Annotated in this window: 29 protein-coding genes; 11 read left to right on the top strand and 18 right to left on the bottom strand. The window is 68.4% G+C overall.

Features of this window, described 5'->3' with window-relative positions:
* Nucleotides 1-18: 18 nt before the first annotated feature.
* The 3 genes from ABZ717_RS05225 to ABZ717_RS05215 all read right to left on the bottom strand — a co-directional run bounded on the left by ABZ717_RS05225 (nucleotide 19) and on the right by ABZ717_RS05215 (nucleotide 3,042).
* A complete protein-coding gene (locus ABZ717_RS05225; protein ID WP_358505895.1) occupies nucleotides 19-711 on the bottom strand; it encodes a class I SAM-dependent methyltransferase in 693 nt (230 codons plus the stop codon).
* A gap of 96 nt (nucleotides 712-807) precedes the next feature.
* Entirely contained in the window at nucleotides 808-1,815 is a 1,008-nt protein-coding gene (locus tag ABZ717_RS05220; RefSeq protein WP_358505892.1) for a MerR family transcriptional regulator, read from the bottom strand.
* A gap of 219 nt (nucleotides 1,816-2,034) precedes the next feature.
* The gene (locus ABZ717_RS05215) at nucleotides 2,035-3,042 is read right to left on the bottom strand and encodes a MerR family transcriptional regulator (RefSeq protein ID WP_358505889.1); all 1,008 of its coding nucleotides are present in this window, start codon (nucleotides 3,040-3,042) and stop codon (nucleotides 2,035-2,037) included.
* Nucleotides 3,043-3,559: 517 nt separating this feature from the next.
* Here ABZ717_RS05215 and ABZ717_RS05210 point away from each other — a divergent pair.
* Nucleotides 3,560-4,099 carry an MOSC domain-containing protein gene (locus ABZ717_RS05210; RefSeq protein WP_358505886.1) on the top strand — a complete coding sequence of 180 codons (540 nt, stop codon included), beginning with the start codon at nucleotides 3,560-3,562 and terminating at the stop codon, nucleotides 4,097-4,099.
* A 46-nt stretch (nucleotides 4,100-4,145) separates the two neighbouring features.
* Here ABZ717_RS05210 and ABZ717_RS05205 read toward each other — a convergent pair whose 3' ends face one another.
* The gene (locus ABZ717_RS05205) at nucleotides 4,146-4,343 is read right to left on the bottom strand and encodes a tyrosine-type recombinase/integrase (RefSeq protein WP_358505883.1); all 198 of its coding nucleotides are present in this window, start codon (nucleotides 4,341-4,343) and stop codon (nucleotides 4,146-4,148) included.
* Between the two features lie 357 nt (nucleotides 4,344-4,700).
* On the opposite strand from ABZ717_RS05205, the gene ABZ717_RS05200 reads away from it, so the two are divergent.
* The 3 genes from ABZ717_RS05200 (at nucleotide 4,701) to ABZ717_RS05190 (ending at nucleotide 8,235) form a co-directional block, all read left to right on the top strand.
* On the top strand, nucleotides 4,701-5,108 hold the full coding sequence (locus ABZ717_RS05200; protein ID WP_358505880.1) for a MerR family transcriptional regulator: 408 nt from the start codon (nucleotides 4,701-4,703) through the stop codon (nucleotides 5,106-5,108).
* A 157-nt stretch (nucleotides 5,109-5,265) separates the two neighbouring features.
* The gene (locus tag ABZ717_RS05195) at nucleotides 5,266-6,753 is read left to right on the top strand and encodes a SulP family inorganic anion transporter (protein ID WP_358505878.1); all 1,488 of its coding nucleotides are present in this window, start codon (nucleotides 5,266-5,268) and stop codon (nucleotides 6,751-6,753) included.
* A gap of 1,035 nt (nucleotides 6,754-7,788) precedes the next feature.
* Nucleotides 7,789-8,235 (top strand): hypothetical protein, encoded by a 447-nt coding sequence (locus ABZ717_RS05190; protein ID WP_358505875.1) that lies wholly within the window; start codon nucleotides 7,789-7,791, stop codon nucleotides 8,233-8,235.
* Nucleotides 8,236-8,320: 85 nt separating this feature from the next.
* On the opposite strand, the gene ABZ717_RS05185 is transcribed toward ABZ717_RS05190, so the two are convergent.
* The 4 genes from ABZ717_RS05185 to ABZ717_RS05170 form a co-directional block, all read right to left on the bottom strand.
* On the bottom strand, nucleotides 8,321-8,731 hold the full coding sequence (locus ABZ717_RS05185; RefSeq protein ID WP_358505872.1) for a VOC family protein: 411 nt from the start codon (nucleotides 8,729-8,731) through the stop codon (nucleotides 8,321-8,323).
* A gap of 10 nt (nucleotides 8,732-8,741) precedes the next feature.
* Complete coding sequence (locus tag ABZ717_RS05180; RefSeq protein WP_358506213.1) at nucleotides 8,742-9,116, bottom strand: helix-turn-helix transcriptional regulator; 375 nt, start codon at nucleotides 9,114-9,116, stop codon at nucleotides 8,742-8,744.
* Between the two features lie 125 nt (nucleotides 9,117-9,241).
* Nucleotides 9,242-10,051 carry a nucleotidyltransferase domain-containing protein gene (locus ABZ717_RS05175; RefSeq protein ID WP_358505869.1) on the bottom strand — a complete coding sequence of 270 codons (810 nt, stop codon included), beginning with the start codon at nucleotides 10,049-10,051 and terminating at the stop codon, nucleotides 9,242-9,244.
* Nucleotides 10,048-10,794: a hypothetical protein gene (locus ABZ717_RS05170; protein WP_358505866.1), complete on the bottom strand. Its 747-nt coding sequence runs from the start codon at nucleotides 10,792-10,794 to the stop codon at nucleotides 10,048-10,050. The genes ABZ717_RS05175 and ABZ717_RS05170 overlap by 4 nt, the downstream gene beginning before the upstream one ends.
* A gap of 205 nt (nucleotides 10,795-10,999) precedes the next feature.
* On the opposite strand from ABZ717_RS05170, the gene ABZ717_RS05165 reads away from it, so the two are divergent.
* Genes ABZ717_RS05165 through ABZ717_RS05155 form a run of 3 tightly spaced genes read left to right on the top strand, consistent with a single transcriptional unit; the run spans nucleotide 11,000 to nucleotide 13,658 of the window.
* Nucleotides 11,000-11,827 carry an alpha/beta hydrolase gene (locus tag ABZ717_RS05165; protein ID WP_358505863.1) on the top strand — a complete coding sequence of 276 codons (828 nt, stop codon included), beginning with the start codon at nucleotides 11,000-11,002 and terminating at the stop codon, nucleotides 11,825-11,827.
* Nucleotides 11,827-12,810, top strand: a complete 984-nt coding sequence (locus ABZ717_RS05160; RefSeq protein WP_358505860.1) for an ATP-binding cassette domain-containing protein — start codon at nucleotides 11,827-11,829, stop codon at nucleotides 12,808-12,810. The genes ABZ717_RS05165 and ABZ717_RS05160 overlap by 1 nt, the downstream gene beginning before the upstream one ends.
* Nucleotides 12,811-12,845: 35 nt before the next feature.
* Nucleotides 12,846-13,658 carry an ABC transporter permease gene (locus ABZ717_RS05155; protein ID WP_358506210.1) on the top strand — a complete coding sequence of 271 codons (813 nt, stop codon included), beginning with the start codon at nucleotides 12,846-12,848 and terminating at the stop codon, nucleotides 13,656-13,658.
* A gap of 62 nt (nucleotides 13,659-13,720) precedes the next feature.
* Here the strand turns inward: ABZ717_RS05155 and ABZ717_RS05150 are convergent, their stop codons facing one another.
* Nucleotides 13,721-14,473, bottom strand: a complete 753-nt coding sequence (locus ABZ717_RS05150) for an NAD(P)H-binding protein (RefSeq protein ID WP_358505857.1) — start codon at nucleotides 14,471-14,473, stop codon at nucleotides 13,721-13,723.
* A 266-nt stretch (nucleotides 14,474-14,739) separates the two neighbouring features.
* On the opposite strand from ABZ717_RS05150, the gene ABZ717_RS05145 reads away from it, so the two are divergent.
* Nucleotides 14,740-16,116, top strand: a complete 1,377-nt coding sequence (locus ABZ717_RS05145) for an FAD-linked oxidase C-terminal domain-containing protein (RefSeq protein ID WP_358505854.1) — start codon at nucleotides 14,740-14,742, stop codon at nucleotides 16,114-16,116.
* 62 nt (nucleotides 16,117-16,178) lie between these two features.
* On the opposite strand, the gene ABZ717_RS05140 is transcribed toward ABZ717_RS05145, so the two are convergent.
* Nucleotides 16,179-16,889 (bottom strand): MerR family transcriptional regulator, encoded by a 711-nt coding sequence (locus ABZ717_RS05140; protein WP_358505851.1) that lies wholly within the window; start codon nucleotides 16,887-16,889, stop codon nucleotides 16,179-16,181.
* Between the two features lie 168 nt (nucleotides 16,890-17,057).
* Between ABZ717_RS05140 and ABZ717_RS05135 the strand changes: the two genes are divergently transcribed.
* Nucleotides 17,058-17,726 carry a hypothetical protein gene (locus tag ABZ717_RS05135; protein ID WP_358505848.1) on the top strand — a complete coding sequence of 223 codons (669 nt, stop codon included), beginning with the start codon at nucleotides 17,058-17,060 and terminating at the stop codon, nucleotides 17,724-17,726.
* Between the two features lie 73 nt (nucleotides 17,727-17,799).
* Here ABZ717_RS05135 and ABZ717_RS05130 read toward each other — a convergent pair whose 3' ends face one another.
* Nucleotides 17,800-18,408, bottom strand: a complete 609-nt coding sequence (locus ABZ717_RS05130; RefSeq protein ID WP_358505845.1) for a histidine phosphatase family protein — start codon at nucleotides 18,406-18,408, stop codon at nucleotides 17,800-17,802.
* 174 nt (nucleotides 18,409-18,582) lie between these two features.
* Here ABZ717_RS05130 and ABZ717_RS05125 point away from each other — a divergent pair, with 174 nt between their 5' ends.
* Nucleotides 18,583-19,125 carry a type 1 glutamine amidotransferase domain-containing protein gene (locus ABZ717_RS05125; protein WP_358505842.1) on the top strand — a complete coding sequence of 181 codons (543 nt, stop codon included), beginning with the start codon at nucleotides 18,583-18,585 and terminating at the stop codon, nucleotides 19,123-19,125.
* 61 nt (nucleotides 19,126-19,186) lie between these two features.
* Here ABZ717_RS05125 and ABZ717_RS05120 read toward each other — a convergent pair whose 3' ends face one another.
* From ABZ717_RS05120 to ABZ717_RS05105, 4 genes are all read right to left on the bottom strand, one after another.
* On the bottom strand, nucleotides 19,187-19,300 hold the full coding sequence (locus tag ABZ717_RS05120; protein ID WP_084392259.1) for a methionine/alanine import family NSS transporter small subunit: 114 nt from the start codon (nucleotides 19,298-19,300) through the stop codon (nucleotides 19,187-19,189).
* On the bottom strand, nucleotides 19,300-20,916 hold the full coding sequence (locus ABZ717_RS05115; RefSeq protein ID WP_358505838.1) for a sodium-dependent transporter: 1,617 nt from the start codon (nucleotides 20,914-20,916) through the stop codon (nucleotides 19,300-19,302). Before ABZ717_RS05115 ends, ABZ717_RS05120 begins: the two co-directional genes overlap by 1 nt.
* A gap of 261 nt (nucleotides 20,917-21,177) precedes the next feature.
* On the bottom strand, nucleotides 21,178-22,194 hold the full coding sequence (locus ABZ717_RS05110) for a DUF2804 domain-containing protein (protein ID WP_358505835.1): 1,017 nt from the start codon (nucleotides 22,192-22,194) through the stop codon (nucleotides 21,178-21,180).
* A 93-nt stretch (nucleotides 22,195-22,287) separates the two neighbouring features.
* The gene (locus ABZ717_RS05105; RefSeq protein WP_358505832.1) at nucleotides 22,288-22,710 is read right to left on the bottom strand and encodes a hypothetical protein; all 423 of its coding nucleotides are present in this window, start codon (nucleotides 22,708-22,710) and stop codon (nucleotides 22,288-22,290) included.
* A gap of 145 nt (nucleotides 22,711-22,855) precedes the next feature.
* On the opposite strand from ABZ717_RS05105, the gene ABZ717_RS05100 reads away from it, so the two are divergent.
* Nucleotides 22,856-23,782, top strand: coding sequence for a ribonuclease Z (locus ABZ717_RS05100; RefSeq protein ID WP_358505829.1), 927 nt, complete (start codon nucleotides 22,856-22,858; stop codon nucleotides 23,780-23,782).
* A 61-nt stretch (nucleotides 23,783-23,843) separates the two neighbouring features.
* Here the strand turns inward: ABZ717_RS05100 and ABZ717_RS05095 are convergent, their stop codons facing one another.
* The 3 genes from ABZ717_RS05095 to ABZ717_RS05085 form a co-directional block, all read right to left on the bottom strand.
* A complete protein-coding gene (locus tag ABZ717_RS05095) occupies nucleotides 23,844-24,845 on the bottom strand; it encodes an EamA family transporter (RefSeq protein ID WP_358505826.1) in 1,002 nt (333 codons plus the stop codon).
* Nucleotides 24,846-25,063: 218 nt separating this feature from the next.
* Nucleotides 25,064-26,116 (bottom strand): Gfo/Idh/MocA family oxidoreductase, encoded by a 1,053-nt coding sequence (locus tag ABZ717_RS05090; RefSeq protein WP_358505823.1) that lies wholly within the window; start codon nucleotides 26,114-26,116, stop codon nucleotides 25,064-25,066.
* A 107-nt stretch (nucleotides 26,117-26,223) separates the two neighbouring features.
* A complete protein-coding gene (locus ABZ717_RS05085) occupies nucleotides 26,224-26,559 on the bottom strand; it encodes a hypothetical protein (RefSeq protein WP_358505820.1) in 336 nt (111 codons plus the stop codon).
* Nucleotides 26,560-26,720 lie beyond the last annotated feature (161 nt).

Here is a 26,720-nt window from a genome sequence, read left to right as displayed (position 1 = left end):
AACGTGCGCCGCTGGGGGTCAGTCCTTGTGCAGTACGAAGAACAGGAAGCTCAGGAAGGAGGTGCGTCCCGCCAACTCCGAGGGGATGAGTTCTGCCGGGGTGTGGGGGGAGTAGGGCGGTTCGCTGATGCGGGTGATGCGAAAACCGGCCTGGGTGAAGGCGTCGGTCATCGCGTGCAGGGGCCGGTGCCAGTAGGTGAGGGTGGCGGGTCGTCCGTTGAAGGTGTGGGTTTGTGACCACTGGGCGATGGCGAAGTAGTCGGACTCGGGGGCGATCATCTTGTGGATGATGGGGTGGTTGACCGAGGCGATCAGACGCCCGCCCGGTTTGAGCACGCGGTGGAGTTCGGCCAGGGCACCGCTCCAGTCCTGGAGGTAGTGCAGGACCAGGGAACAGACCACGTCGTCGAAGGCTCCGTCGTTGAAGGGAAGGGGTCCGCCCAGGTCGGCCACGTGCAGCTCGGTGCCTGGCCCCAGGCGTTGGCGGGCCAGTTCGATCATCTTGGTGCTGGCGTCGAAGCCGGTCACGGTGGCGCCTTGGTCGCGTAGGGCCGCGGACAGGGGCCCGGATCCGCAGCCGGCGTCCAGGATGTGTTTGCCCCGCACGTTCGCCGCGAGGTCGATCATGGCCGGGCGTTCGTAGTGGCCGTTGGTGAGGTTGTTCTCGTTGTCGATGGAGTAGGCGTCGGCGAAGTCGTCGTAGTTGTTCACGTGTGGTGACCTCGAATCGGGTGGGGGGTCGCAACCGGGTGTGCGGCGGTTTGGGGTGGGGCCGCACCGGTCGATGATGCCGGCTTTTCGGGGTGGTCAGTGGGTGCTGATGGCGTCGGCCATCCACAAAAGGTGGGCGGGCTCATCGATGATCTCGTCCTGGTCCTGTTGGCCGTTGATCCGCTGCACCAGGTCCCGGTAGCGGATGAAGGCGTCCTGGTGCGCGTCCTGGGAGGTGGAGTCCTGCTCTTGGTCCTGGCGGATCAGGTCCGAGAGTTGCCGGTAGCTTTCGGCCATGCGATCGCGTAGCTGCGGGCCGGGGCGCTGGTCGGTGTACTCGCAGATCACTTCCAGCATGTGGTCGATGACCTGTTGCACGTTCGCGGACCGGGGGTCCTGGCCCGCGTGGTACAGGTCCAGAACCTTCTTGAAGATGGGAGGGCCGACCTCGTGTATGAGTTCCTGGATGGGTGGGGCGGCGATTTTGCGTCCGGTCTCGTTGAGGCCGTGGTCCAGGTGCAGGCCGGTGCGGACCTCCTCGCAAAACAACGGGTTGCCCACCAGGTCGCCCAGTTCGATCCAGGCCTGGAGCTGGTCCAGGGTGGGTTCGTCGGGTAGCCGGGGGCGTAGTTCTCGCAACCGGTCGAGGAACCCCTCGGGTACGTCCAGACCGCGTGCGATCTCGTTCCAGAAGTCGTCGATGGTCTGTTCGCGTTCCTCGTCGGTCATGGAAAGGAGCTTGTGCATCAGGTCGGCTCGGGCCGTGGTGCCCCCCTGCTCGATGAGGGTGCTCAGGACGGCTCGCCTGGCCCGGAAGGTGCGTTCCTGGTTCTCGACGATGGCCAGGTGGGTGGTGAGCAGATCGTGCAGGGTGGTTTCGCCTTCCAGGAGGCGACGGATCTGCTGCAGGTCGGTGTCCAACTCACGCAGGGTGCGCACCAGTTCCAGGCGGGCGATGGCGTCGATGGTGTACATGCGATGGCCCGCGCTGTTGTGGCCCTCAGGTGGGATGAGTCCTTCGTTGGAGTAGAAACGCACGGCGCTGACGCTGAGGCCGCTGCGGCGGGCGGCGTCGGTGATGGTGTGTAGTTCTTTGTCGTCCATGGAGCCCACTGTGGCGGTTGAAGCCGCTTGAGGCGCAACCTGTTCGCTCGCCGGTTCCGGCTCGACCCGGTGGAAGCGTTGGGGGTGGGTGCCGGCGCCTCATCTACGGTCGTGTCGGGCCCTGCGATGGATGGGGGCGTGGTCCGCTCACTGTGTCGTGGCCAGTGGCCCTGCGGCGGTGGCCGACCTGTGCCGCCGCCGGGCGTGTGGGTGGGCTGCTCAGTCGTCGTCGGTCGGGGCGCGCATGGCTTCGGCGATCCAGTCGTAGGGCCCTGTGTCCTCCTCGGGAGCGGACCCATTGATCACCGCCACCAGGGACAGGTATCGACCGTGGGTCTGGTCGTAGACGGGGCCTTGGGAGTGGGCGTCCTCCTCGGCGATCTGGCGCTTGATATCGGGGATGTGCCGGTAGGCGTCGGCCAACCGGTCGCGGACTTGATGGGTGAGTGGGGTGTTGGACACCTCGGCGACCGCCGCCAAGAAGCGGGTGATGGCCTTTTGCGTCCAAGGGGAGCGAGGAGACTCACCGGCGCGGTGTGCGGCCAGGACCTCCTCGAAGAGCCCGGCCCCGCTCTCGTACACGAATTCCTGGAAGGGCGGGCTCGCGATGTTCCTGCCCACGTCCGTGGAGTAGGTCTGGTGCAGGTAGGTGCGGACCTCGTCGCGAAACGCCGGGTCCTTGACCAGGTCGGCCAGTTCGATCCACGCCTGTAGCTGGGTGGCGGTGGGGTCGGCGGGCAGGAGTGGGCGCATCGTGCGCAGACGGTCGACGAAGCCGTCGGGGACGTCGAGGCCTTCGCCGACCTCGTCCCAGAAGTCGTCGATGGTCTGTTCGCGTTCCTCGTCGGTCATCGAGACGAGTTTGTGCATCAGGTCGGCCTGCGTGGTCGTGGCGCCCTGCTTGATCAGGGTGCGCAGCACCGCCCTCCTGGCCCGCAGGGTGCGTTCTTGGCGTTCGACGATGGCCAGGTGGGTGGTGAGCAGATCGTGCAGGGTCGTGCTACCTTCGAGCAGGCGGCGGATCTCGTTCAGTTCGGTGTCCAACTCGCGCAGGGTGCGCACCAGTTCCAGGCGGGCGATGGTGTCGATGTCGTACATGCGGTGGCCCGCCTGGGACAGGTGTGTGGGCTCCACGATTCCGGCGTCGGCGTAGAAGCGCACGGCGCTGACGCTCAGGCCGCTGCGGCGGGCGGCGTCTCCGATGGGGTACGACTGCTGGTTGTCCATGGGGGTAACCGTGCACTCTCAAGCCACTTGAGATGCAAACCCCGAGGGGTCGTGGTGGTCCACCCCTTGGGCTCGGTGGTGGTGGAGAGCGCCCCCCCGATGTGCCAATGACATGGGTGGCGCGTGCGACCCGAGGACATCAGGGCAGGTCACAGGGCTTTCGAGGGTTGCCCAAGGTCGGGGACTCAAGAGGGCGGGCTGTCACAACCGGTCGCGAATCGGGCCCCGGATCGGCTCCGCGTGATCTCGATGGTCGTGGGGCGGCGATGCCTGCCGCGTCCTTCGTTCTCGCCATCGACTGAGAACCCGGATGCTCAAGGACGCGGGTGATCCGGCTCGCTCCTGGTGGTTCCCCGGGGGTTGAGAAGGAGTGCCGCGGAATTCAACGATGGGCGCTTTCCCGTGTGAGCGCCGTGAGTCGACCCGGCCGGGTCGGGCAGGGGGCGATCTCCGGTCGTCCGTTCCGGGGTGTCTAGGCTGAGGGGCCCGTTGGAACACGTGGTAGAGGAGGGTGGCCATGGCCCCCGTCGTGGAGTCGGTCGGTAGCAGCCCCGAGCACACCTTCGGTAAACCCCTCCGGGCACGGATCCGTCTTCTGGCCGGGTTGGGGGTGCAGGGCGACGCGCACCTGGGCAGGACCGTCAAGCACCGATCGCGGGTGGCGGTCGACCCCACCCGCCCCAACCTGCGCCAGGTGCACCTGATCCACGCCGAACTCCTGGAGGAGGTCGCCCTGGCCGGGTTCGAGGTCGCGCCCGGGCAGATGGGCGAGAACATCACCACCCGGGGGATCGACCTGTTGGGACTGTCCCGGGGAACCGTGCTCGGGTTCGGAACGGCACGGGTGCGGATCACCGGGTTGCGCAACCCGTGCGCGCAGATCGACGGGTTCAGTCCGGGGCTGCTCAAACAGATGGTGTACCGGGACGAGCAGGGTGTGCTGGTGCTTCGGGCCGGGGTGATGGGTGTGGTGCTGGAGGGGGGCGTCGTCGAGCCCGGGATGAAGGTGGGGGTGCGCGAACCGGAGGGGGCGCACGTGCCCTTGGGGCGGGTCTGACGTAGGGACGGCCTCGAACATCGGCCTTCGCCGAGGGGCCACCTGATCACCGTGTTCCGTTGGCCGATGCGCGAGAGCCGGCCGTGGTGGACAGTCGCTCTTTGCCGCGCACACGCACGCTGCCCTTGCACGTGGAGAGTCTGATGTCGGCGATGTCCAGGGCGACGATCTCGGTGATGCGCGGGCCCGTGTAGTAGGCCAGGTGGCAGAGGGCCCGAGCCCGGGTCGAGGCGTGGTGGGCCACGGTGTGCAGGAACCGCGACAGTACCCGTTGCTCCAGGGCTCGGGGGGCCGGGGCGGGCCAGGTGCTCGGGCACCACTTGGGGTCGGCCCGAGCCGTGTAGGGCGAAGAAGGTGTCCACGGTGGCCGGCCGGTTGTTGATGGTGGCCGCGCCCGGGTCGGTGGCCGAGATCAGCCGATCGGTGGGTGTGCCGGGCCGGCCGGTCCGTGGGTTTCCAGGAGGCTTGACCAGACCACGGGTGCCGCGCTGCGCCGCTACTGTGCAGCCCCTCAGCTCGCGTCCTCAAAGCGGGCAAGGCAGCGTTAACGTTGCACAACAGGGTGCCCCGCCAAGGGGCGTGATGCGAGGAGGGTGCGGTCATGGCCGACGGTGGACACATGCAGATCGGTGAGGTCGCCGAACGTACAGGGCTGTCCCTGCGGACCATCCGGTATTACGGGGAGGTCGGGCTGGTCGAGCCCTCGGCGCGTTCCCAGGGAGGGTTTCGGCTCTACACCGCCGAGGACGTGGACCGGTTGCAGCTGATCAAACGGATGAAGCCGCTCAATTTTCCTTTGGAGGAGATGCAGAGGCTGCTCGCCACTTTGGACTTGTTGGCCGAACCGGAGACCACGGTGCGGGAACGCACCGAGTTGGACGCTGATCTGGACGAGTTCGAGACGTCGATCGCCACGCGGTGCCAGGCCCTTCGTAAGGAGCTGGCGATGGCTGAGGAGTTCGCCGAGCGTTTGCGCCTTGCGCGGGCCTCCGAGACGGGGCGGATCTGAGACGGCCTCGGGGGAGGGCGGTGATGGTCGTCACTCCACCTCTCGCAATCCCAACCCTAACGTGAGGGTAGAGTTCGTGTGGGTCGGCCCCCGAGTGGCTTCGACCTGCACGTTTCGCGACCCTTTGCCCGGGTCGCCTGCACTCTGATGGGTTCCCTTGATCTTTTCTGCCCGAAAACACCGACCCCGCCACGTCCTGCCCTCGGCGGCCCAGCTCCGCATCGACGTCCTGGCCGGACTGGTGGTCGCCCTGGCGTTGATCCCCGAGGCAATCGCATTCTCGCTCATCGCCGGGGTCGACCCCCGGGTGGGCCTGTACGCCTCCTTCATCATGGCCGTCTCCATCGCCTTCCTGGGCGGACGCCCCGCGATGATCTCGGCCGCCACCGGTGCCATGGCCCTGGTGGTCGCACCCCTTTCGATCGAGTACGGCGTCGACCATCTCATCGCCGCCACCCTGTTGGCCGGTCTCATCCAGATCGCCCTGGGCCTGGCCGGTGTGGCGAAGTTGATGCGGTTCGTCCCGCCCAGCGTGATGACCGGGTTCATCAACGCCCTGGCCATCCTCATCTTCCTGTCCCAGATGCCCTACCTGGCAGGCTTCGACGTCCCCGTCTACGTGATGGTCGCCATCGGGCTCGGCGTCATCTTCGGCCTTCCCTACCTGACCAAGGCCGTCCCGGCGCCTTTGGTGGCGATCGTCCTCCTCACCGTCGCGACCGTCACCATGGGGATCTCCACCCGAACCGTGGGCGATGAGGGCCAACTCCCCGATGCCCTGCCCATGCCGTTGCTGCCCGATGTCCCCCTCACCCTGGACACGCTGATCCTCATCGCGCCCTATTCTCTGACCCTGGCGCTGGTCGGGCTGATGGAGTCGCTGATGACGGCCAAGGTCGTCGACGACCAGACCGAGACCCGCTCCGACCACGGCCGCGAGGCCCGAGGCCAGGGCATCGCCAACATCCTGGTCGGGCTCTTCGGCGGCATGGCCGGGTGCGCGATGATCGGCCAGACCATGATCAACATCAAGTCCGGTGCCCGTACCCGGATCTCGACCTTCCTGGCCGGGGTGTTCCTGCTCATCCTGTGCGTGGGCCTGGGTGACATCGTTGGCCTGATCCCTATGGCCGCCCTGGTCGCGGTGATGATCTTCGTGTCGGCGGTGACCTTCGACTGGCACAGCATCGCCCCCGCCACGCTCAGGCGCATGCCTTGGACCGAGACCCTGGTCATGGTCGTCACCGTGGTCGTGGTGGTGGCCACCCACAATCTCGCCCTGGGCGTGATCGTCGGCGTTGTCGTCTCCATGATTCTCTTCGCTCGCAAAGCCGCCCTCCAGGCCCGAGTCACCAGTGTCCTGGACCCCGAGGGCGGCACCCGCGTCTACACGGTCAGCGGCGAGGTCTTCTTCGCCTCCACCGGCGAGCTGGTCGAATGCTTCGACTACACCGAGCAGGGCCTGACCAAGGTCGTGGTGGACCTGTCCGGCGCCCACGTGTGGGACTCCTCCGCTGTGGCGGCCTTGGATCAGGTGAGCGAACACTTCCGCCGTCACGGCGTCCAGGTTCAGATCACCGGCCTGAACGAGCCCAGTGCCAAGCTGCACACCGAACTGTCGGGCACTTTGGCCGGCGGCCACTGACCTCGATCTCCCCACCGGGGGCTCCGAAGATCTTCGGAGCCCCCGCTCTCGTGGGTCGAGCCGGACCGAAGAGGTCCAGCCCCTCAGACCTTGGACCATTCCTCGACGCACGCCGGCACCTGGTCGGTGTCGTCGGTGTCCACCGCCCGTACCCGCTCACGCAGGCCTACCACGCGATCTTGCCATCGGTCCCGGTCAGGGGACCTGGGCCGCGTCATGCAAGGCGATGAGGTGACGGGCCGGGCGGTTCGCAGCCCCTCGAACATCATCAGGACGACAAGGCATGTCGGCCCAGCGGGAGCGGGCCTGGCGGGCGATCTGCTCACCGGAGAGGAACTCACCGGGCATGGGCCAGAACGTATGGCCCTGAAGGTGCCCAGAATCGGCCCGTCACCGAACCGAGGCGCAGGTCAGGCCGCTAACGGGAATTTCTTCGCCGCTCCTCCTCGCCCCCCGAACTCGAACGGCATGCCCACAGACGGTGCGAACCCGTGGGAGAAGGCTTAGCGCGGGTTCCTGTTCCAACGCTCCGCGATCCCCGTCTCGACCCCGATCCGCCGGGCTGATCGGTCAGTGCCGTGTACCCGGATGGGCGTAGCCACTCCAGCGAGTACAGGGAGGCGTGGTGAGAGTGGGGTGGTGGCTCTTGGGGATCTGGCCTCGGGAGCGTGGAGGGGTGTGACCCGCTTCGGTGAGGCGCCCCCAGTTGGTACAGCGGTGGGTGTATCCATCGCGTTTTCGCTGCTTCGGGCCTTGCGCTGAATAACGTTGGCGGACCCCTGCGGGGTGGCGGGTGGACTCTGAGAGCCCCTGAGGCCCTGACTTCCTAGAACATTGACTTATCGGGGGTCAGGATTCGAGGCTTTCCGGAGATCTGTTTCGTTACCATAGATGCGTAACGTTATTGAGTAACGTTACAAACCAAACGTTTCAAAGAGGGGAAAGGTGAACCTCGCCCCGGACCCCTCCTCGGGCCGAAAAAGTAGGCCTGTGGATAATCCGATCGGAGGCCTCGCGGCGGCGCATACTGCCCCTATGTGCCACCATCAGGCCTTCCTGGCTCCCCTTTTGGCCCCCGCCCCCGGCGATCTGCACCTGCTCACCCTCAGAATCCGCCCCAGGGTGAGCACCGTATTGCGGCGCCTGAGCACACGCGTGGTGATCGAGGACCCCACCGTGATCACCGAACTTCGACGGGCGGTGTCCGGTCACGAACGCGTGGGGGTACTACTGCGCACCTTCACCACCGCCATCGGACACGTTCGGCCCGACGGGCGACCCGTTCCACGCAAACACCTGTGCGGTTGGTGGGTGCACGCCGGCCGGTTCCACCCCCTGGAGCGGGCCGAGTTGGTGCGGTCGGTGTGCGTGGACACGCGCACCGACCGGTTGCTGCCACCCGAACAAGGGGTGGAGTACGCGCCCGCCTGGCCCGTGCGCCCACCCGCGACCATCAAGGACGCTCCACCATCCACCGGATGAGGACGTCACTCCCTTGACCTTCTGATACGTGGTTCGGGTTCGGTGGCTGCGCACCCCGTGTCCGGGGGGTGGAGCCGGGGCGCCGCTAACCGGCCTGGTTGAAGCGGAGCATGTTGCCGGCCGGATCGCGGAAGGCACAGTCGCGTACCCCGTAGGGCTGGTCCATGGGCTCCTGCAGCACCTCCCCGCCGGCGGAGCTGATGCGTTCGAAGGTGGCGTCGACGTCGTCGGTGGTGAAGATGACCCCGCGCAGCAACCCCTTGGCCAAGAGCTCGGCCAGGGCGAGCCGGTCCTGTTCGGAGGCGCCCGGGTCGGCCAGGGGTGGTTCGAGCACGATGCTGGTGTCAGGTTGGTCGGGAGAGCCGACCGTGACCCAACGCATCCCTTCGAAGGAGACGTCGTTGCGCACCTGGAGTCCCAGGACGTCGCGGTAGAAGGCCAGGGCCTTGTCGTGGTCGTCGACGGCGATGAAGCAGGTGGAGAGTGTGATGTTCATGGACTCGATGCTAGGAGTGGGGGCCGGTTCGGGCTTCTCTTTTCCTGATCGGTCGTGTGCCGGTCTTGGCCAGGCACGCGGGGATGGGCGCGCCACTTTCGTGGTCCTGGGCGCGGTAGGTGCTGGGGCTGAGACCGACCAGTTCGGTGAAGCGGGTGCTGAAGGTGCCCAGGGAGGTGCAGCCCACGGCGAAGCACACGTCGGTGACCGACATGTCGCCGCGGCGCAGGAGCGCTTTGGCGCGTTCGATGCGGCGGGTCATCAGGTGGCTGTAGGGGGGTTCTCCGTAGGCGGCGCGGAAGCTGCGGGAGAAGTGGCCGGTGGACATCAGGGCCTGGCGGGCCAGGGCGGGTACGTCCAGGGGCTGGGCGTAGTCGCGGTCCATGCGGTCGCGGGCGCGGCGTAGGCGTACCAGGTCGTCCAGGTCGGGGCGTTTCACGTTGTCAGTTTCGCACGGGGGTGCGACATGGGCCCGTGCGGGCGTGGGGTGGTACCTGTCGCAGGTGGTGTTCAGGGCGTGCTCTTGCGACCGTGGGTGGCGGTGTAGGTGGTTTCCAGCCAGGGGGCCAGGTCATCGAGCAGGTGGTGGAGCGGGGCGGGGTCGGGGCCCGGGTGGATGGCGGTTCGCAGGGCCAAACGCATGAGGTCGGCCTGCTCGGGGTGGTAATGGGTGAACACGTCGGTGGCCAGGCGCAGGTCGCTGGTCCAGCCACCCCAGGTGGGCATGGTGAGGGTGAATCCGGTGCGCACCAGACGTCGTCCGATGCGGCGGGCCAGGGCGCTTCGGTCGGTGTCGGTGCGGGCCTGGGACAGGGCGTGGCGCCAGCGGGGCAGGACCAGGTGCAGGTCGCCGTTGGTCTGGCGGGCCAGCAAGGTGGTGGGCCGGTAGGCGGGCAGGTGATGGGCCAGATCGGAGCCGGTCAGTGGTGTGCACAGGCAGGCCACGAAGAAGCCGCCGTCCTGGGCGGTCAGGGGACGCAGGATCTGATCGGTGTGTTCCAGGAGGATGTCGCCGCCGTCGATGGTGGGGAAGGTGGCGTTCAACTCCCTCATCAGGGCGCCGGCCCGGGCGTGGTCCTCGTGGGTGGGTGGGGTGCGCAGCAGGGCCAGGGCGTCCAGGTCCGAGACCGCGGGTGTGGCGGTGCCGCGTGGGATGCCGCCGTACAGGTAGGCGCTGTGCAGGCGGGGCCCGAAGGTGTGGGGTAGGTGGGTGCGCAGCGCTTCGATGAGCGGGGCGAAGGCGGGTGGGACGTGGGTGATGGAGCCTTCGCGGGCGATGGTGCCGTCGGGGTTGAGGCCGGTGGGTGGGGGCGCGCTCACGGGGTGGGCTCCAGGGGGTGCCAGGCCCACAGGTTGGGTTCGGTGTAGTGGCCGTGGTCGGCCTCGACGTCGATGGTGACGGGGCTCAGGGCGCCGTCGATGATGTGTTCTCCGCTGCCGGGGAGGTCTTTTCCGGCCCATTGTCGCCATTGGTGCAGGGTGCCGGTGACGTGCATGGATTCTTCGCAGGGGTGGAGGATGTGGGCGCCCAGGCGGTGGTGGGTGCGGATCCAGGGGTCGAAGTGGGTGCCGTCGGGGCGTTTCCAGGTGGCGTACTCGGCCATGGGGATGAGCGGGTAGTGGTGTTTGAGGGTGGGGCGCAGGGGTGCGGCCAGCGCGGTGAGGCCGTGGGAGGCGGCGTTGGCGCGTAGGGCGTTGGCCATGTGGGCGCTGAGGCCTTCGCCCTGGTGGGTGGGGGTGATGGCGATGTACAGGGCCACGGCGATGGTGGGGGTGCGTTGGTGGGCGTGGTCGTCGAAGGCTTGTCGTAGGGCCCAGGCGTAGCCGCCTTGGGGGAGGTCGTGTTCGTCGTGGTGCCAGGCGAGGGGGACGCTGTTGGCTCGGGCGATGACCTGGCCGTTCTCGACCAGGGCGAGTTGGTGTTCGCCGAAGGTGGTGGGCAGGTGGGGCCACAGGTGGGTGGAGTCCTGGTCGTGGAACATCACCTGGGGTCCGGGGTTGAGGTGGGGGTGTTCCAGGGCGGGGGTCAGGTCGGGTCGCTGGGCCAGGGTGTGGATGGGCATGGGGGCATCCTGGCAGAGGCGCGGGTGGTGGGGCACGGTGTTTTGGCCGGTGGTGGGCGGTGGGGTGGTGCTGGCACCACTTCGGGGGGTGGGCGGGGGTGGAGGTGTAAGCGGGTGGTGACGTCATGGTGGTTCCCGGCGGTCGAATCTAGCGTTTGAGGAGCCGGGGAGGACCCGGAGGTTTTCGGTCTCGTCGAGGAGAGTCATGATCGCGGTGAACCCCCCTTCCTGCGGTGTCGTTGAGGGCCCCTTGCGTTATGGGCGTGGTGTGCGACGTGGTGTTCGGGTGCTGGCCTTCGATGAGAGTGGGCCGGGGCGCATCGTGGAGGAGTTGGGGGATGCGGCCGAGGCCGATCATGTGGCGGTGGTTGTTCCGGGTAACGACAACGACCTGGGTAACTACTTCGATCAGGCGAGGTTGACGCGGCCGCGGGCGAACGCGGCGATCCTGCTGGAGGAGATGCGTCGTCAGGCGCCCACCGAGCGGGTGGCGGTGGTGGTGTGGGTGGGGTATCGGACTCCGCGGGGGTTCGGTGAGGCGGTGATGCGCTCCCCGGCCGAGCGGGGTGCGCGTGATCTGGTGCGGTTGACCCGGTTCTTGCCGTCCTCGGCGCGGGTGACGTTGGTGGGGCACAGTTACGGTGCGGTGGTGTGCGGGCTGGCGTTGTCGCGGGCCCGGGTGGATGAGTGCGTGGTGTTGGGTAGCCCGGGGTTGGGGGTGCGTGATGGGGACGCTCTGGGGTTTTCGGGGAATCTGTGGGCGGCTTTGGGGCCCAAGGATTGGATCCGGTTCTTTCCGCGCGGGTATGTGGGCGGGGTGGGGCATGGGCCTTCGCCGTTGCGGTCGGGTTTTGGGGCGCGGGTGTTCGCCACCGGTGACATTCCCGGGCACTGCTCCTATTACCGGTCCGGGAGTGAGTCGGTGCGCAACATCGCACGAATCGCGGTGGGACGGTATGAGCGGGTGAGTGTGGTGGGTGGGCGCGGCGAGCCGGTGCCGGCCGTTGAGGTGCCCGGTTCGGTGGTGGCCTGATGGATACGGACACGGCGATCCTGGCGCGGGGTCTGCGCAAGGGCTACCGGGGCGGCAAGGTGGCCTTGGACGGGGTGGACCTGCGGGTGGGGGCGGGGACCGTGCACGGGTTGTTGGGGCCCAACGGTGCCGGTAAGACCACCATGGTGCGGGTGTTGGCGACCTTGTTGTCCTTCGATTCCGGGCGCGCGTGGGTGGCGGGGGCCGATGTGGTGGCCCGCCCCTGGTTGGTGCGTGAGCGGATCGGGTTCGTTGGCCAGTACGCGGCGGTGGACGAGGTGTTGAGCGCGCGCCGCAACCTGGAGATGTTCGGGCGTTTGTACCACTTGGGGCGGGTGCGTTCGCGCTCGCGTGCCCAGGAGTTGTTGGAGCGTTTCGATCTGGTGGGGGCGGCCGATCGGCCGGTGCGCACTTTCTCGGGTGGGATGCGTCGTCGGTTGGATCTGGCGGCGGGGCTGGTGTTGGATCCGCGGGTGCTGTTCTTGGATGAGCCGACCACGGGGTTGGACCCGCGTAGCCGCGGTCAGGTGTGGTCGATGGTGCGTGAGTTGGTGGCGGGTGGCACCACGGTGCTGTTGACGACCCAGTACCTGGAGGAGGCCGACCGGTTGGCTGATCGGATCTCGGTGATGGACGCCGGAGGGGTGATCGCCCAGGGCACGCCGGGGGAGTTGAAGGAGCGTGTGGGCGGGGGCCGGGTGGAGGTCGTGGTGGGTCGTGCCCAGGAGTTGGGGGTGGTGGCCCAGGTGTTGGAGCGTATGGCCGGTGCGCCACCGTCGGTGGACGTGGACGCGTTGTGTGTGCGGGCGCCGTTGGCGGGACGGGGTGCCGCGTTGACCAAGGTGGTTCGGGCCTTGGACGAGGCGGGGCTGGACGTGGAGGACATCGCGTTGCGTAGGCCCACGTTGGACGAGGTGTTCTTGGCCTTGACCGGTCAAGAGGGCGATGGTCCGGGTGATGGGGCCGGGAGGGGTTCGTGGTGAGCGAGGTCGAGTGGGCTCCGGAACCGGTTCGTGGGGTGGGGGTGTGGTCGCGACGTCTGGGGTGGGCGGTGGCCGACTCGGTGGTGGTGGCCCGCCGTTATCTGGCGCACCTGGTGCGCAAACCCGATGAGCTCGTGGGCACGTTGATGATCCCGGTGTTGGCGGTGTTGCTGTTCGGGTTCGTCTTCGGTGAGGCGATGGGCGCCGCCATGGGGGTGGGCGGTGATGAGTACCGGGATTTCCTCATGCCGGGGTTGTTCGCGTTGACGATGGCGTTCGGGATCGGTAACACCACGATCGCGGTGGTCTCCGATGTGGGGCGGGGGGTGGTGGACCGGTTTCGGACGTTGCCGATGGCGCCCTCGGCGTTGTTGGTGGGCCGGTCGATGGCCGATGTGGTGTCGGCGTTGATGGATCTGACAGTCCTGGTGGGGATGGGGTTGTTGATCGGGTGGCGTTGGCACCTGGGTGTGGGGGCGGCGCTGGCGGCGTTGGGGTTGTTGTTGCTGTTGCGGTTGGCCTTCACCTGGGTCGGGATCTGGTTGGGGTTGATGGTGCGCAGCCCCGAGTCGGCGATGAAGTTCTTCTCGTTGGTGTTCCCGTTGGCGATGGTGGCGGAGACGTTCGTGCCCGCGGAGATGGTGCCGGTGTGGGTGGCTCCGGTGGCGGAGTGGAATCCGTTGTCGGCGACGGTGTTGGCGTGTCGGGAGTTATTCGGCAACACCGTGGTGGCCGGTCAGGGGTGGGTGGCGCAGAACGCGGTTTTGATGGCGTTGGTGTGGCCGTTGGTGTTGTTGGCGGTGTTCGTGCCGTTGTCGGTGGCGCGTTATCGCCGGTTGAGTCGTTGACATCCACCGGGGGTGGGGCGGGTGTGCGGGGGCCACTCGCCCCACTTTCGTGTGCGGGATGTTCAGTGGTGGGTGGTGTCGTGCAGGTATTGGGTGAAGGTGGTGCGGCCCACGACGTGTTCGGGGCTCAGGTGGTCGCCGGCGCGGAAGGCGGCGAAGATGCGGCCCGGGGCGCGTAGCGGCAGGCGGGGTTTGTTCAGTCGGTGGGCGCGCAGGTAGGTCTGGGCCAGGTCGGCGAAGAATTCGATTTGGGGTCCGCCCATGTCGTCGACGCGTCCGGCGGGTTCCTCTCGGGCCAGGCGGGCCAGGCGTAGGGCCACTTCGGTGGGGTCGACGGGTTGGACGTCCACGTCGGGGTAGGGCATGACGGGCAGGCGTGCCATGCGTGCGCACAGGTCGTTGATGAGTGTGTGGAATTGGGTGGTGCGCAGGATGGTCACGCCCAGGTCGCTTGCCTGTAGGGCCTGTTCGACGGTGTGTTTGGTCTTGTAGTAGCCCAGGGGGATGCGGTCGACGCCGACGATGGAGATGTAGACCAGGTGGTGCACGCGTGCCTTGCGGGCGGCGCCGATGAGGTGGGTGGCGGCTCGCAGGTCGCCTCCGGTGGGGGTGGAGGCCAGGTGCAGCAGGGTGTGGACGCCGTCCAGGGCCCGGTCGAGTCCGGTGCCTTGGCGTAGGTCGACGGCGTGGGCGTGGGGGTCGGTGGGGTCGGGGTTGCGGCTGAGGGTGCGTACGTGGTCCTGGCCTTGGCGTAGCAGTTCGGTGACGTGGGTGCCCAGTGCGCCTGTGGCTCCGGTGACCAGGATCGTGCGCATGTTCCACCTCCGAGACCGGCCGATGAGAGGTTCACGTTAACACCGTGTTGGGTGGTTTTCGTGGGTTTTCAGGAGGGGTGTCGGTGTGGGCGGGTGGTCAGGGGGTGTGGGGTTCTTCCCGGGGCGGTGACCCGGGCCGGGGGTGGGCTTTGGTGGGTGGTGTGCGAATACGAGCAGGTGGTGACCGGTGGTGTGGGATGTCCGGTTAGAGTGCTGGACATCGTCGGCGCAGACGGTGCCGTCACAGCGTGGTGAGGAGTGTGTCCATGTCCGCTCTCGTGCAGGAGTTGACGGCCGCCTTGGGCCAGGGGTCGGTGGTCACCGATCCACAGGTGATGGCCGGGTACGCGCACGATGAGGCCGAGTGGGCTCCCTACGGTGGCCCGGTGGCGGTGGTGCGCCCCCGAGAGACGGCGGATGTGGCGCGGGTGGTGCGCGCTTGTGTGGAGCACGGGGTTCCGGTGGTGGCGCGCGGTGCCGGTACGGGTTTGTCGGGTGCGGCCAACGCCGGGCAGGGGTGGGTGGTGGTCTCCTTCGAGCGCATGGATCGGGTGTTGGAGGTCGACGCGGTCCAGCAGAGCGTCACGGTGCAGCCGGGTGTGGTCAACGATGACCTGCGGGAGCGGGTGGCCGCCGACGGGTTGTGGTATCCGCCGGACCCGGCTTCGGCTCCGTGGTCGACCATCGGTGGGAACGTGGCCACCAACGCGGGCGGGTTGTGCTGCGTCAAGTACGGGGTGACCCGTGACTACGTGCTGGGCATGGAGGTGGTGACCGGGACCGGTGAGGTGGTGCGGTTGGGGCGCACCACCGCCAAGGGTGTGACCGGCTATGACCTGGCCGGGCTCATGGTGGGTTCGGAGGGCACGCTGGGGTTGGTCACCGAGGTGACGTTGCGTCTGGTTCCGTTGCGCACCGGGGTGGAGCACACGGTGGTGGGCTACTTCGACTCGTTGGTGGAGGCGGGTCGTGCGGTGGCGGCGGTTTCGGCGGCCGGTGTCGTGCCTTCGGCGATGGAGTTGATCGACCGGTTCTGTCTGCGTGCGGTGGACGAGTGGAAGAACATGGGGCTCTCGGCCGAGGGCGAGGTGTTGTTGTTGGCCCGCAGTGACCTGCCCGGTGAGTCGGGTCAGGCCGAGGCCGACCGCATCCTGGAGTGTTTCGAGAAGGAGCGTGCGGTGTACGCGGTGCGTTCCACCGACGCCGAGGAGGCCGAGGCGTTGTTCTCGGCGCGCCGGTTGGCCTACCCGGCGTTGGAGCGGTTGGGTCCGTTGTTGACCGAGGACGTGTGCGTGCCCAAGGCGCGGGTGCCGCAGATGTTGGCGGCCATCGAGCGGGCGGCGGAGCGTTTCGACACCCACATCGGCAACATCGCCCATGCCGGTGATGGGAACCTGCACCCCCTGTTCATCGTTCCGGCCGGGGACGAGGCCGCCAAGGAGCGGGCCAAGCAGGCCTTCGAGGTGATCGTGGACGAGGCGTTGGCGATGGGCGGCACGGTCACCGGTGAGCACGGGGTGGGGTTGCTCAAGATGCGAGGGGCCGCCCAGGAGTTGGGGCCCCAGGTGGTGGAGATGCATCGGGCGGTCAAGGCGGCGTTGGATCCGCACGGTGTCCTGAACCCGGGCAAGGTGTTCGCCTGAGTCCTTCGGTGTTGTGCGGGGGGCGTTCTCGATGAGGACGGCCCCCCTTTTTTCGTTCGGGATCAGGTGTGGGTGAGGTGGTCGTGCAGGTGGGCGGCGGCGGTGAGCATGGCCCGGGAGCGGCCCAGCAGGTCGTGGGAGCGCTGATCCAGGGCCTGGTTCAGGGCGGTGGTGTCGCCGCTGTGACGCAGTTGCTCCAGGACGGGGCCGATGTCGGGTAGGGGGTAGCCGACCTGGCGGAGCAGGTGGACGATGCGGGCCAGACGCACGTCGGCGGGGGTGTAGGTGCGGTACCCGGTGGTGTGGTCGCGTTGGGGGGTGAGCAGGCCGGCCTGCTCCCACACGCGTAGGGCCGAGGTGCGCACCCCCAGGTGGGCGGCGACCTCGCCGATGCGCAGGTCACCGGAGGGTGGGGCGGGGGCGTTCTCGGTGTGGTGGGCGATGGCGGACAGGGCCTGACCTGCCTGGTTCAGGGCTTGGCGGTGTCGGTGCAGGTCGGCGTGGGCGGCGTCGATCAGCTCCAGGGCACGGTCGGTGTCCTGTGCGTGTACGGCGTGCATGATCTCGCGGGAGGTGTGGCTACCGAAGGCGGCGTACAGGGCCCGGTAGGTGAGCAGGGCGCGGCGGTGGTGGTGGGTGAAGACGCGGTATCCGGACGCGGTGCGTGGGGTGGGTGGTAGCAGGCCTTCGTCGGCGTGGTTGCGGACCTGTTGGGTGGAGATGCCCGCGGCGCGGGCCAGGTCGATGGGGCGCAGGCGGGCCGGCTCGTCCACGCGGTTCCTTCCGTGAAAGGGGTGTGGGTGGTGGGGCCAGGATAGGGCGGGCGGGGGTGGGTCGGTGGTGTTCGGGTCGGGGTGGTGGGGTGTGCGAATCGGAGGGAACCGGGGAGGGTGTGGGGCGCGTCTCACCTGTAGGTGAGCCGCTCTGAAAGGATGTGCCCCATGTCCGGTGGCGTTTTGGCCCTGTTGGCCATCGCGGTCGTGATCATCATCGCGATCTCGGTGATGAGTGCCGCGGCCGAGCGTGAGCGGGCCGGGGTGTTGCGCGGGTGGGCCGGTGGGCGCGGGTGGGGTTATGACCGTGAGCGGCCCGAGTTGGCCGACCGGTTCGCCGGTGCGCCTTTTCGGCGGGCCCCCTCCAACGCCAGGGCGGTGCACGTGCTCTCCGCCGAGCATCGGGGGCATCGGGTGTTGGCCTATGAGTACACCTACACCACCTGTGGTCAGGATGGGCGTTCGGCTCCCAGCACGCATCGTTTCCCGGTGGTGGTCGTGCCCACCCCGTGTACCCCGGTGTTGCAGGTGTGCGCCGAGGCGGGGCCGACCCTGCCGGGTGCGGGGCGGGTGCGGGTGGGCGAGTCCACCTTCGATGAGACCTTCGAGGTGCGTTGCGCGGATGAGGCCTTCGCGCGGGCGTTGCTGGATGAGCGGGTGCGCGCCTGGTTGTTGGAGGCGCCGGGGGAGCGGGCGGGGTTCCGTTTCACCGGTGAGTACCTTCTGACCTGGGGTGAGGGCCGGTTGGAGGGGGATGAGGCGGTGGCCATGGCCGACCGTCTGATCGATTTGTTGGAGCACGTTCCCATCGGGGTGTGGGAGGGCGCCCGGCCTTGAGCGGCGGGTGAGTAGGGTTCGGGCGCGGCCGGCGGGGGCCGCGCCCGACTTTTGTTCCCAGCCCCTTGGTGGGTCAGGGGCGCCAGGTGGGCAGGTCGGTCCAGCGCAGCGGGTCGGTGAGGTGGGCGGTGTCGTTGAGGACCACGACGGAGGCCGGAGCGTGGGGGCGGTAGCGGATCACGGTCAGGGCGGCATGGGCCACCGGGATGCTGATCCACCGCCATGGTGGTGCGTCCAGGGCGTGGGCGATCAGGTAGGCGATCAGGTAGGCGTGGGTGATGACCACCTCGCGGCGTGGGTGTGACCCTTGAGCCGGGCCGGTGAAGCGTTCCAGGGCGCGGGCGGCCAGGTGGGGTGCGTGGTCTTGGGGCGACAGGTGGGAGAGGAAGGCCAGGATCTGCTCGGTGTGCCGGGGCGGGAGTTCATCGCGGGTGGGCAGGTGAGGGATGTGGTCGTCGGCCTCGGGTGCCGGGGTGGCGGTGAGTCCGGGTAGGTGGGTGAGGGCTTGGTGGGCGGTCTGTGTGGTGCGTGGGGAGGGGCCGTGCCAGAGGGTGTGGGGTTCTGAGCGGCTCAGTCTGCGCCCCAACAGGTCGGCTTGTTGGCGGCCGATGTCGGTGAGGTTCGTGGTGGTGGGGTCGGCTTGGCCGTGGCGGGCCAGGTACAGATCGCGGGTCGTGGGCACGGGTGACCTCCTGGTCGGATCGGTGATGGTGGGATGTGCGCGGGTGTGATCCGGTTCTCGGTGTGGAGGTGCTGATCGGTGTGAGGAAGCAGGGGTGGGCGGGTAGGGCGGACGACGTGGCGCCGGGTTCTGCTCGGGGCCCGAGCGAACGCGATGTTCAGTGAGGGGGAGATCATGGCTGGAGAGCTCAACGGTCGGACGGTGGCGATCTTGGCCGCCGATGGGGTCGAACAGGTGGAGTTGGTGGAGCCGCGTCGGGCCTTGACCGAGGCGGGGGCCCGGGTGGAGTTGGTGTCGCTGAAGTCGGGGTCGATCCAGGCGATGAACGGTGACATCGAGCCGGCCGACCGGTTCGACGTGGACCGTGAGGTGGCCGGTGTGGGGGTGGATGACTACGACGCCCTGGTGGTGCCCGGTGGGACGGTCAACCCCGACAACCTGCGTCTTGACGGTGACGCGGTGTCGTTCGTGCGTGACTTCGTGGCCGGTGGGAAGCCGGTGGCGGCGATCTGTCACGGGCCTTGGATCCTGGTGGAGGCCGATGTGGTGCGTGGGCGCACCGTGACCTCCTACCCCAGTATCCGTACCGACATCCGTAACGCGGGGGGCACGGTGGTGGAGGAGGAGGTGGTCACCGATCACGGTGTCACCACCAGCCGTGACCCCGATGACCTACCGGCGTTCTGTGCGCGGATCGTGCGCGAGTTCGCGGGCTGAGGGAAAAGCGAGGTGGGGCCACCCGATCGGATCGGGTGGCCCCACCATCTTTTTCGGGGTCTTACTCGGCTTCGGGTTCGTCGGGGTGGCGGCGCAGGTGCAGTACCGCGGTGATGAGGCCGCCCCAGAGCACGGTGATGGAGATGACCATCATGACGATGGCGCTGGTGGACATCAGTGGTCCCCTTCCTTGTCACGGGTGTGGTCGGTGGCCGATTCGGTGCCGACCTGCTCGGGCTCCTCCAACTGCACCGGGGCCCGGCCGTCCTCGTCGCGGGTGCGGGCGGCGTCGTCGCGGGCGATGGCGTCGGCCTTCTTCCAGGGGAAGCAGGCCACGATGATGCCGAAGACGATGGCGCCGATGGCCACGCCCCATCCGGCGGCCAGCAGGAACCCGGTCGGGTAGCTTTCGTAGTTCTCGGTGAGTTCGATGCGCAGGCTGTCCCACATCATGATGCCGAGCAGGATGGGGGTGACCACGCCCAGGGTGATACGCCACCAGGTGCCCAGGTGGATGGAGGAGACGGCGTTGACGTGGGCCTGGAAGAGCTTGAGTCGGCGTACCCCCCAGGCGATGAAGACGACCAGGACCAGACCGGCCAGTGCGATGCCGTACTGGTTGATGAAGCGGTCGAAGACGTCGAGGAAGTGCAGTCCCTCGTGGGTGGGGAAGAGCAGGATCGAGGCCAGGGCGGTGGCGCCGCCGACCAGGAGCACGGTCTGGGTGCGGCCCAGTCCGGTGCGGTCTTGGACGGCGGAGACGATGACCTGGACGATGCTGATCAGTGAGGTGACGCCGGCGATGGACAGGCAGGCGAAGAACAGTACGCCGAACAGTGGGCCGCCGAAGGGCAGGCTGGAGATGATCTGTGGGAAGGCGACGAAGGCCAGTCCGATGCCGGAGGTGGCGACTTCGTCGACGGCGGTGCCCGCGGCGGCGGCCATGAATCCCAGGGCGGCGAAGACGCCGATGCCGGCCAGGAGTTCGAAGGACGCGTTGGCGAACCCGGCGACCATGGCCGAGCCGGTCAGGTCGGACTTGCGTTTGAGGTAGGAGGCGTAGGTGACCATGATGGCGAAGCCGATGGACAGTGAGAAGAACACGTGTCCGTAGGCGGCGATCCATACCTTGCCGGTGAGCATGGCCGACCAGTCGGGTGTGAAGAACGCGTTCAGGCCGGTGGCCGCGCCGTCCAGGGTCAGGGCCTGGATGACCATGATGCCGAACAGGACCACGAGTAGGGGGATGGTGATCCTGTTGATGATCTCGATGCCGCGGCGCACACCGATGATGAGGATGGCCAGGGTGACCAGCCACACTCCGATGAGCGGCCAGGCGACCCCGGAGACGTAGCCCGAGACCGGTCCGGGTTCGGGGTTCATTTGGAGGAAGTCGTTGAAGAAGAATCCGTCGGGGTCGTTGCCCCAGGCCTGGGTGATGGAGAACCAGGTGTAGCGGATCGACCAGGCGATGATGACGGCGTAGTAGATGGCCACGACGAAGCAGATGGCCACCTGCCACCAGCCCAGGGCTTCGGCGGGGCGCCAGATACGCCGGTAGGACAGGGGCGCCGAGGAACGGTACCGGTGGCCGATGCCGTATTCGAGGATGAGCAGCGGGATGCCCGCGGTGAGCATCGCGATCAGGTAGGGCAGCAGGAACGCTCCGCCCCCGTTCTCATAGGCGACGTAGGGGAATCGCCAGATGTTGCCCAGTCCGATGGCCGATCCGATCGCGGCCATGAGGAATCCCGCGCGTGTTCCCCATTGCTCGCGAGGCTGTTGCCCCATGTTCAGGTCTCCTAAATCATCCCGTAGTTCGCGACCCGCACGGTAGCAGGATTTGGCTATCCGAGCATCGTTGAGGCTGGTCTTGTGGCTGGATGTCGTTTCTGTAGGGGCTTTTGGTGTCGTTTTGTCTTGGGTCGGTGCGGGGGTGGGGAGCCAAGGGGCGCTAACCGGGCGTGTTCAGGTCGGCTGTGCTCGGGGCCTTCGCGCCTGAGGGGGCCGGCGGGGGCGCGCACGGTGTGTGTCGGGTGCGCGCCCCGGGGGTCACCAGCGCATGTGGACCTGTTCGGCGAAGCCGTTCAGGTCACTCACGGTCAGGGTGGTGCCGTCGTCGGTGCGTACGGTGCCCCGGTAGTGGCCGAAGCATTGGTGGGTGTCGCTGACGATCAGGCCGGTGTCGGTGCGGTCGACGCGTTCGTGGAAGGGGGTGAAGACCACGTCGACCTTGTCGGAGGCGGGGGTGTACAGGCGCCAGGGGGCGAGGAAGTCGTCGGGGTCGTAGTCCCAGACGAGTTCTTCACCGATCTTGGTGAGGCGGCCGTCCACGCACAGGGCGTTCTCGGTCAGCCCGGTGCCCTTGGTCCATTGGCCGCCGAACTGTAGGCCCAGGGTGTGGCCGTCGGTGTGTCCGGCGGCGGCACCCCAGTTCCAGTTGATGTCGTAGGGCCAGCGGCCGCGGCCGTGGTCCAGTACGCCGAAGGCGTCGGTGAAGTCGTAGGTGTGCTCGCCCAGGCGGACGGTGCCCGAGGCGGGCAGGGCGGTGTTCTTGGAGGTGTACTGGAAGCGGGTGGGACTCCAGGGGATGACCACGCTCATGGATTCGTGGCCCGGGGGTGGAGTGATGAGCAGGTCGGCGTGCAGGGGCCCGTGGTCGGTGGTGCAGGAGAAGCGCAGCCGGGTGCCGGTGGGAGTGTCGTCGATGTGGGCGCGGATGGGACCCAGGGCGGCGGTGGGGCCGGCGCCCAGGCTGTGGGGTACGCGCACCCCATGGCCCAGGGGGCGCAGCGCGGTGCGCGAGACCTCCACGGGCGCGGCGGGGTCTGAGTGGTCGAGGAGGTAGACCGAGGTCAGGCCCAGGTAGTCGATGTCGGCGACGGTGATGGCGATCAGGTGGGTGGGGGTGCTCACGCACCAGTATTCCCAGCGTTTGGTGCGTGACCAGCCGGGGATGTGGGTGCGGTGCAGTGGGGTGCGCGACCAGCCCACCGCCCCGGGGTTCAGGCGCCCCTGGGGGGTGCACAGGTCCACGGGTGAGGTGATCTCGCGTTCGTGTGTGGGCATGGCCGTCAAGCCTACGGTGCTCAGCCATGGGTGTGGTGGTGCGGGTGTTGAGGATGAGGCCGGGCCGGGCCCTCGGGTCGGCCCGGCGGGGGCTCAGCCGGGTTCGAGGTCGTTGATGCCCAGCCGGGTCAGGCGGGCGCGGATCGCACCGGTGTTGCGCCCGAACTCCTCTGCGAGCGCGGCCAGGGTCGTGCCCTGGGCGGCGTGTCGGGCCAGGAGTTCGTCGTCTTCGGTGCTCCAGGGCCGGTAGGCGTTGGGATGGTGGCGGCGTTGTTCCCGCACGAACCCGGCCGGCGCCTGGCCGGTGGCGGAGCTCTGCAGCATGAGCCACCCCAGGGTGGCCATGATCTCCGCCGGAAGGACCCCGGACAGGTTCGTGGTGATCTCGCCGTCGTCGGTGAATCCGACCGCTTCGATGGACACTCTGCCATCGGGGGTGGGGGTGGTGGTGAACCGGAGCCGCTCGGCACCCTGTTCCACGGTGATGGTGGTGGGGCGGTGGGGTTCGTCGGGCACGGTCCTCCTCGGTTTTGTGGGCTGGGGCGGGCATAACCTAGCCGGGAAGAGCAGGGGTCGGGGTGGTATGGCCTGTTGTGGACAGAGTGGGTGGAGGCGGTGTTCGAGGCGGGTGGGGCACCCGGGGGATGGGACAATGCGGGCCATGTCGGTTCGTGAACTCGTGGTCTTGGGTAGTTCCAGCGCGGTGCCCACCCGTCGGCGCAACCACAACGGGTACTTCCTGCGTTGGGGGGATCAGGGGGTGCTGTTCGACCCCGGTGAGGGCACCCAGCGACAGATGCGCATGGTGGGGCTCGCGGCCTCCGACATCACCCGCATCTGTGTGACCCACTTCCATGGCGACCACAGTCTGGGGTTGCCGGGCATCGTGCAGCGCATCGCCCGCGACCAGGTGTCGCACACGGTACGGGCCACCTATCCGGGGGCGGGCCAGGAGTACTGGGAGCGGTTGCGCCACGCCACCTCCTTCGTGGACACCGACGTGATCGTTGCCCAGCCGGTGGGCGGCGCGGGCGGCTGTGTGCTGGGCGAGGACGAGCCCTTCACCATCACGGCGTTGCCGCTGCGCCACTCGGTGCCGGCCTATGGGTACCGGTTGGTCGAACCGGACGGGTGGCGGATGCTGCCCGAGCGGTTGGCGCACTTCGGAGTGCGCGGGCCCGACATCGCCCGTTTGCAACGTCAGGGAAGCATCGAGGTGCGGGGGCGCACGGTGGAGTTGGCCCAGTGCGCCCGACCCCGACCCGGGCAGGTGTTCGCGTTCGTGATGGACACCGGCGAGTGCGAGCAGGCCGTGGAACTGGCGCGGGGCGCGGACATGCTGGTGATCGAGTCGACCTACCTGGACGAGCACGAGGAATGGGCCGAGCGGTACGGGCACCTGACGGCCCGGCAGGCGGGGCGGATCGCGGCACGGGCGGGGGTGCGTCTGTTGGTGCTCACCCACCTGTCGGAGAGGTATGAGCAGGACCAGGACGGGTCGTTCGTGGCCCAGGCCGCCGAGGAGTTCGACGGGCCGGTGGTGTTGGCCGCGGACCTGGACCGGATCGCGTTGCCGGCCCGACGCTGAGCCGCGGGGCTCTGAGCCCGGGTGTTGACGCTTCTGTGTGTGCGCCCCAGATGGGGTGGGTTCAGTCCCGGCCCAGGGCCCGGGACCGTGTCGGGTCGTCTTCTTCGGCCGGGGTGGTGGCGGTGGGTCCGTCGGGATCGCTCGCCGCGGTGGCCGGGGTGGTGGGCACCGCGGTCTGGGCGATGAACGCCCCGGTCACGATCACCACCGCCCCCAGAAGCTGCATGGTGTTGAGCGCCTCGCCCAGCAGGATCCAGGCCAGCACGATGGCGGTGACCACCTCCAGGTAGGCCACACCTCCGGCGACCTGCGGGGACAACCGTTTGATCGCCGATACCCCGGTGAAGTAGGCGATGGCGGTGCACACCAGGGCCAACCACGAGGCGATGGCCCACCCGGGCAGGATGACACCGCCCAGGGACAGGGGCGCGCCCAGAAGTTCCCAGGGCAGGGTCCAGGGGCGGGCGAGCACGCCCAACACCACACCGGCGATCAGCGCGCCGAAGGCGATGACGGCCAAGGGGTCGGCGTCCTCTCCCATGGCGTCTCCCAACAGGAAGAACGCCGCCTGGGCCGCGGCCGCGCCCAACGCCAGGCCCACCCCGATCGCGTCCAGGCGCATGCCGGCCCACACCTCCAGCAGCAGACCCAGCCCGGCCACCGCCAACACCACGCCGATGACGGCCGCGGGGGAGACGCGCCTGCGGCGTACCAGACGTACCCACAACAACACCAGGACCGGGCCCAGGAACTCCAACAGCAGGGCGATACCGACGGGGATGCGGGCGACGGCGGCGAAGTACAGGGCTTGGACCCCGGCCATGGGGAAGAGGCCATAGGCCAGCAACAGCAGGGGGCGGCGCAGGACCAGACGCCAGTGGCGCAGGGCCACTGGCAGCAGGATCAGGGCGGCGCCGGCCACGCGCAGCCAGGTGACGTGGAGCGGGTCCATACCGGCGTCCATCAGGGGGCGGGCGAGGACCCCCGAGCCACCGAAGGTCAGGGCCGAGGCGAAGGCGAAGGCCAGCCCGGAGGGGCGGTGCCGGGTGGGTTGGGCGGACACGGGGGACACTCCAGGAACAAGGTGGGATGAGGGGATCACCAGGGGTGGATTCGAGGTCGCCTTGAGCTTAGAGGAGAGCCTTGGTCGTGGCCGATGGCAGGTGTGCCCGGTCGGCCGTCATCGACGGGGTGTCCTGGGTCGAATGCGGGCCGTTGGAGTGATGCGCTCGGCCTCCGGCACGGGATCGTTCGGAGGCCGGGCATTGGGGGCGGGGCGATTCAGGTCCAGGGCAGGGGGACCGGCACCGGTATCGAGCCTTCCTCCAGGGAGCGGGCGCCGGCGACTCCGACCAGGGAGGCGGCCACGGCCTGGCGCACCCCCACCGGTGGTGGCGCTCCCTGTTCCACGGTCGCGCGTAGTCCTTGGAGGACGAGCACCGTGCCCTCCTGCCCTCGTTCCACGGCGACGCCGTCCACGAGTACCGGTGGGGCGATGTGTTCGGCCTCGTGGGTGCGGCCGTCGGCGCGTGTCCATCCCGGGTGACGCACCCGCACCGACCAGGCGCTCTCGCTGAGGCTTCGCCCCGCTTCGGCGGCCGCGCGTGTGCCGTGCACAGAGATCCGGCTCCAGTGCGAGTCCGGTTCCCCTTGGAGGAAGCCGTTGCGGGTCAGGGCCAGAGCCCCGGTGGACAGGCGCACCGCCATCACCGAGGCCTGTCTGGGGGAGGCGGTGTGCACGGGCAAGGCGGTGACCTGCACCGGCATGGCTTCGCTGATCGCCAGGATCGGGGACAGGGAGTGCGTACAGTAGGCGGTCGGGGGGATCCGGCCGCGCCAGTGGTCCGGGTCCCCGATCAGGCCTTGGACCGCTTGGGGTGCCATGGCGTGCAGGTAGTCCGCTTCGATGAGGTCGATCTCGCCCAAGGTTCCCTCTTGGGCCAGTGTGCGCAGGAGCCGCGTGTGCGGGTGCAGGACGTAGTTCTCCGCGAAGGAGTAGGTGGCCGTGCTCGCCTGGGCGGCGGCCAGGAGTTCGGCGCCTTCCTGGGCATTGGTGCAGGCCGCGGTCTCGGAGAGTACGTGGACGCCGTGTTCGAGGAAGGTCATGGCAAGGGGTGCGTGGGCGTCGAAGTCGTTGGTGAGCAGGACCGCGTCCAGATCCTGATGGAGCAGGTCGCGCCAGTGCGCGACCAGGGTCAGGGTGGGCAGTCGTATGGCGGCCCGCCGTGCCGTGGCGGGGTCGACATCGCAGCCGGCGACCACGTCGATTCCGATCCGCCGCGCCCAGTCGGCCATGTGCAGTCCCTGACGAAGACCCACCACTCCCATACGCATGGGTCGATGATCCCCGCACCGGTGGCGTGGGGCCACCGGTTTTCCAAGGCGGGGCGCGGCAGATGGGATCCGTTCATCGGGCGGGGCCCGATCGCGAGCCGATGGTTTCAGGCACGTGTGGTCGGCAGCTCCAGCAGGGTCTGGCCGGGAATGGAGGCGTCGGGGCGGCGATAGCGTGCCAGGCAGCGGCGGCAGTCGACCCCGGTGGTGGCGGCGCGCAGGCGAAGTGGGTCCACGGCGGCGTGGCATCCGGTGGCCGGTACCGACACCCCTGCCCACAGGTGGCTGGTGAGGGTGTGCACGATCTCGCCGGAGCCGATGGTGACGCCCTTGGCGCCGGTCAGGCCGGCGCGGTGGCGGTTCAGGACCGCCATCAGGTGTTCGACGTCGGGCCGGCCCACCTGCCGGGTGGGGCCGGTGGGCCCCAAGACGGTGTTGTCCATGGTGGGGAGGATGCCCGCGAAGTGGGGTGGGAACACGTCGACAGGCCGTGCCCGTGGACAATGGGGTTCAGCCTGATCTAGCGAGGAACCCCGGGCGTTCACGCCCGGGAGGAATCGCTTCTCAAGATAGCGGTGACCCGCACCAGAGCACGGGTTCGCAC

The sequence above is a fragment of the Nocardiopsis sp. NPDC006832 genome (genome assembly GCF_040635885.1).
In the GTDB taxonomy this organism is placed as follows: Bacteria; Actinomycetota; Actinomycetes; order Streptosporangiales; family Streptosporangiaceae; genus Nocardiopsis.
This window is presented reverse-complemented; position numbering and strand designations above follow the sequence as displayed.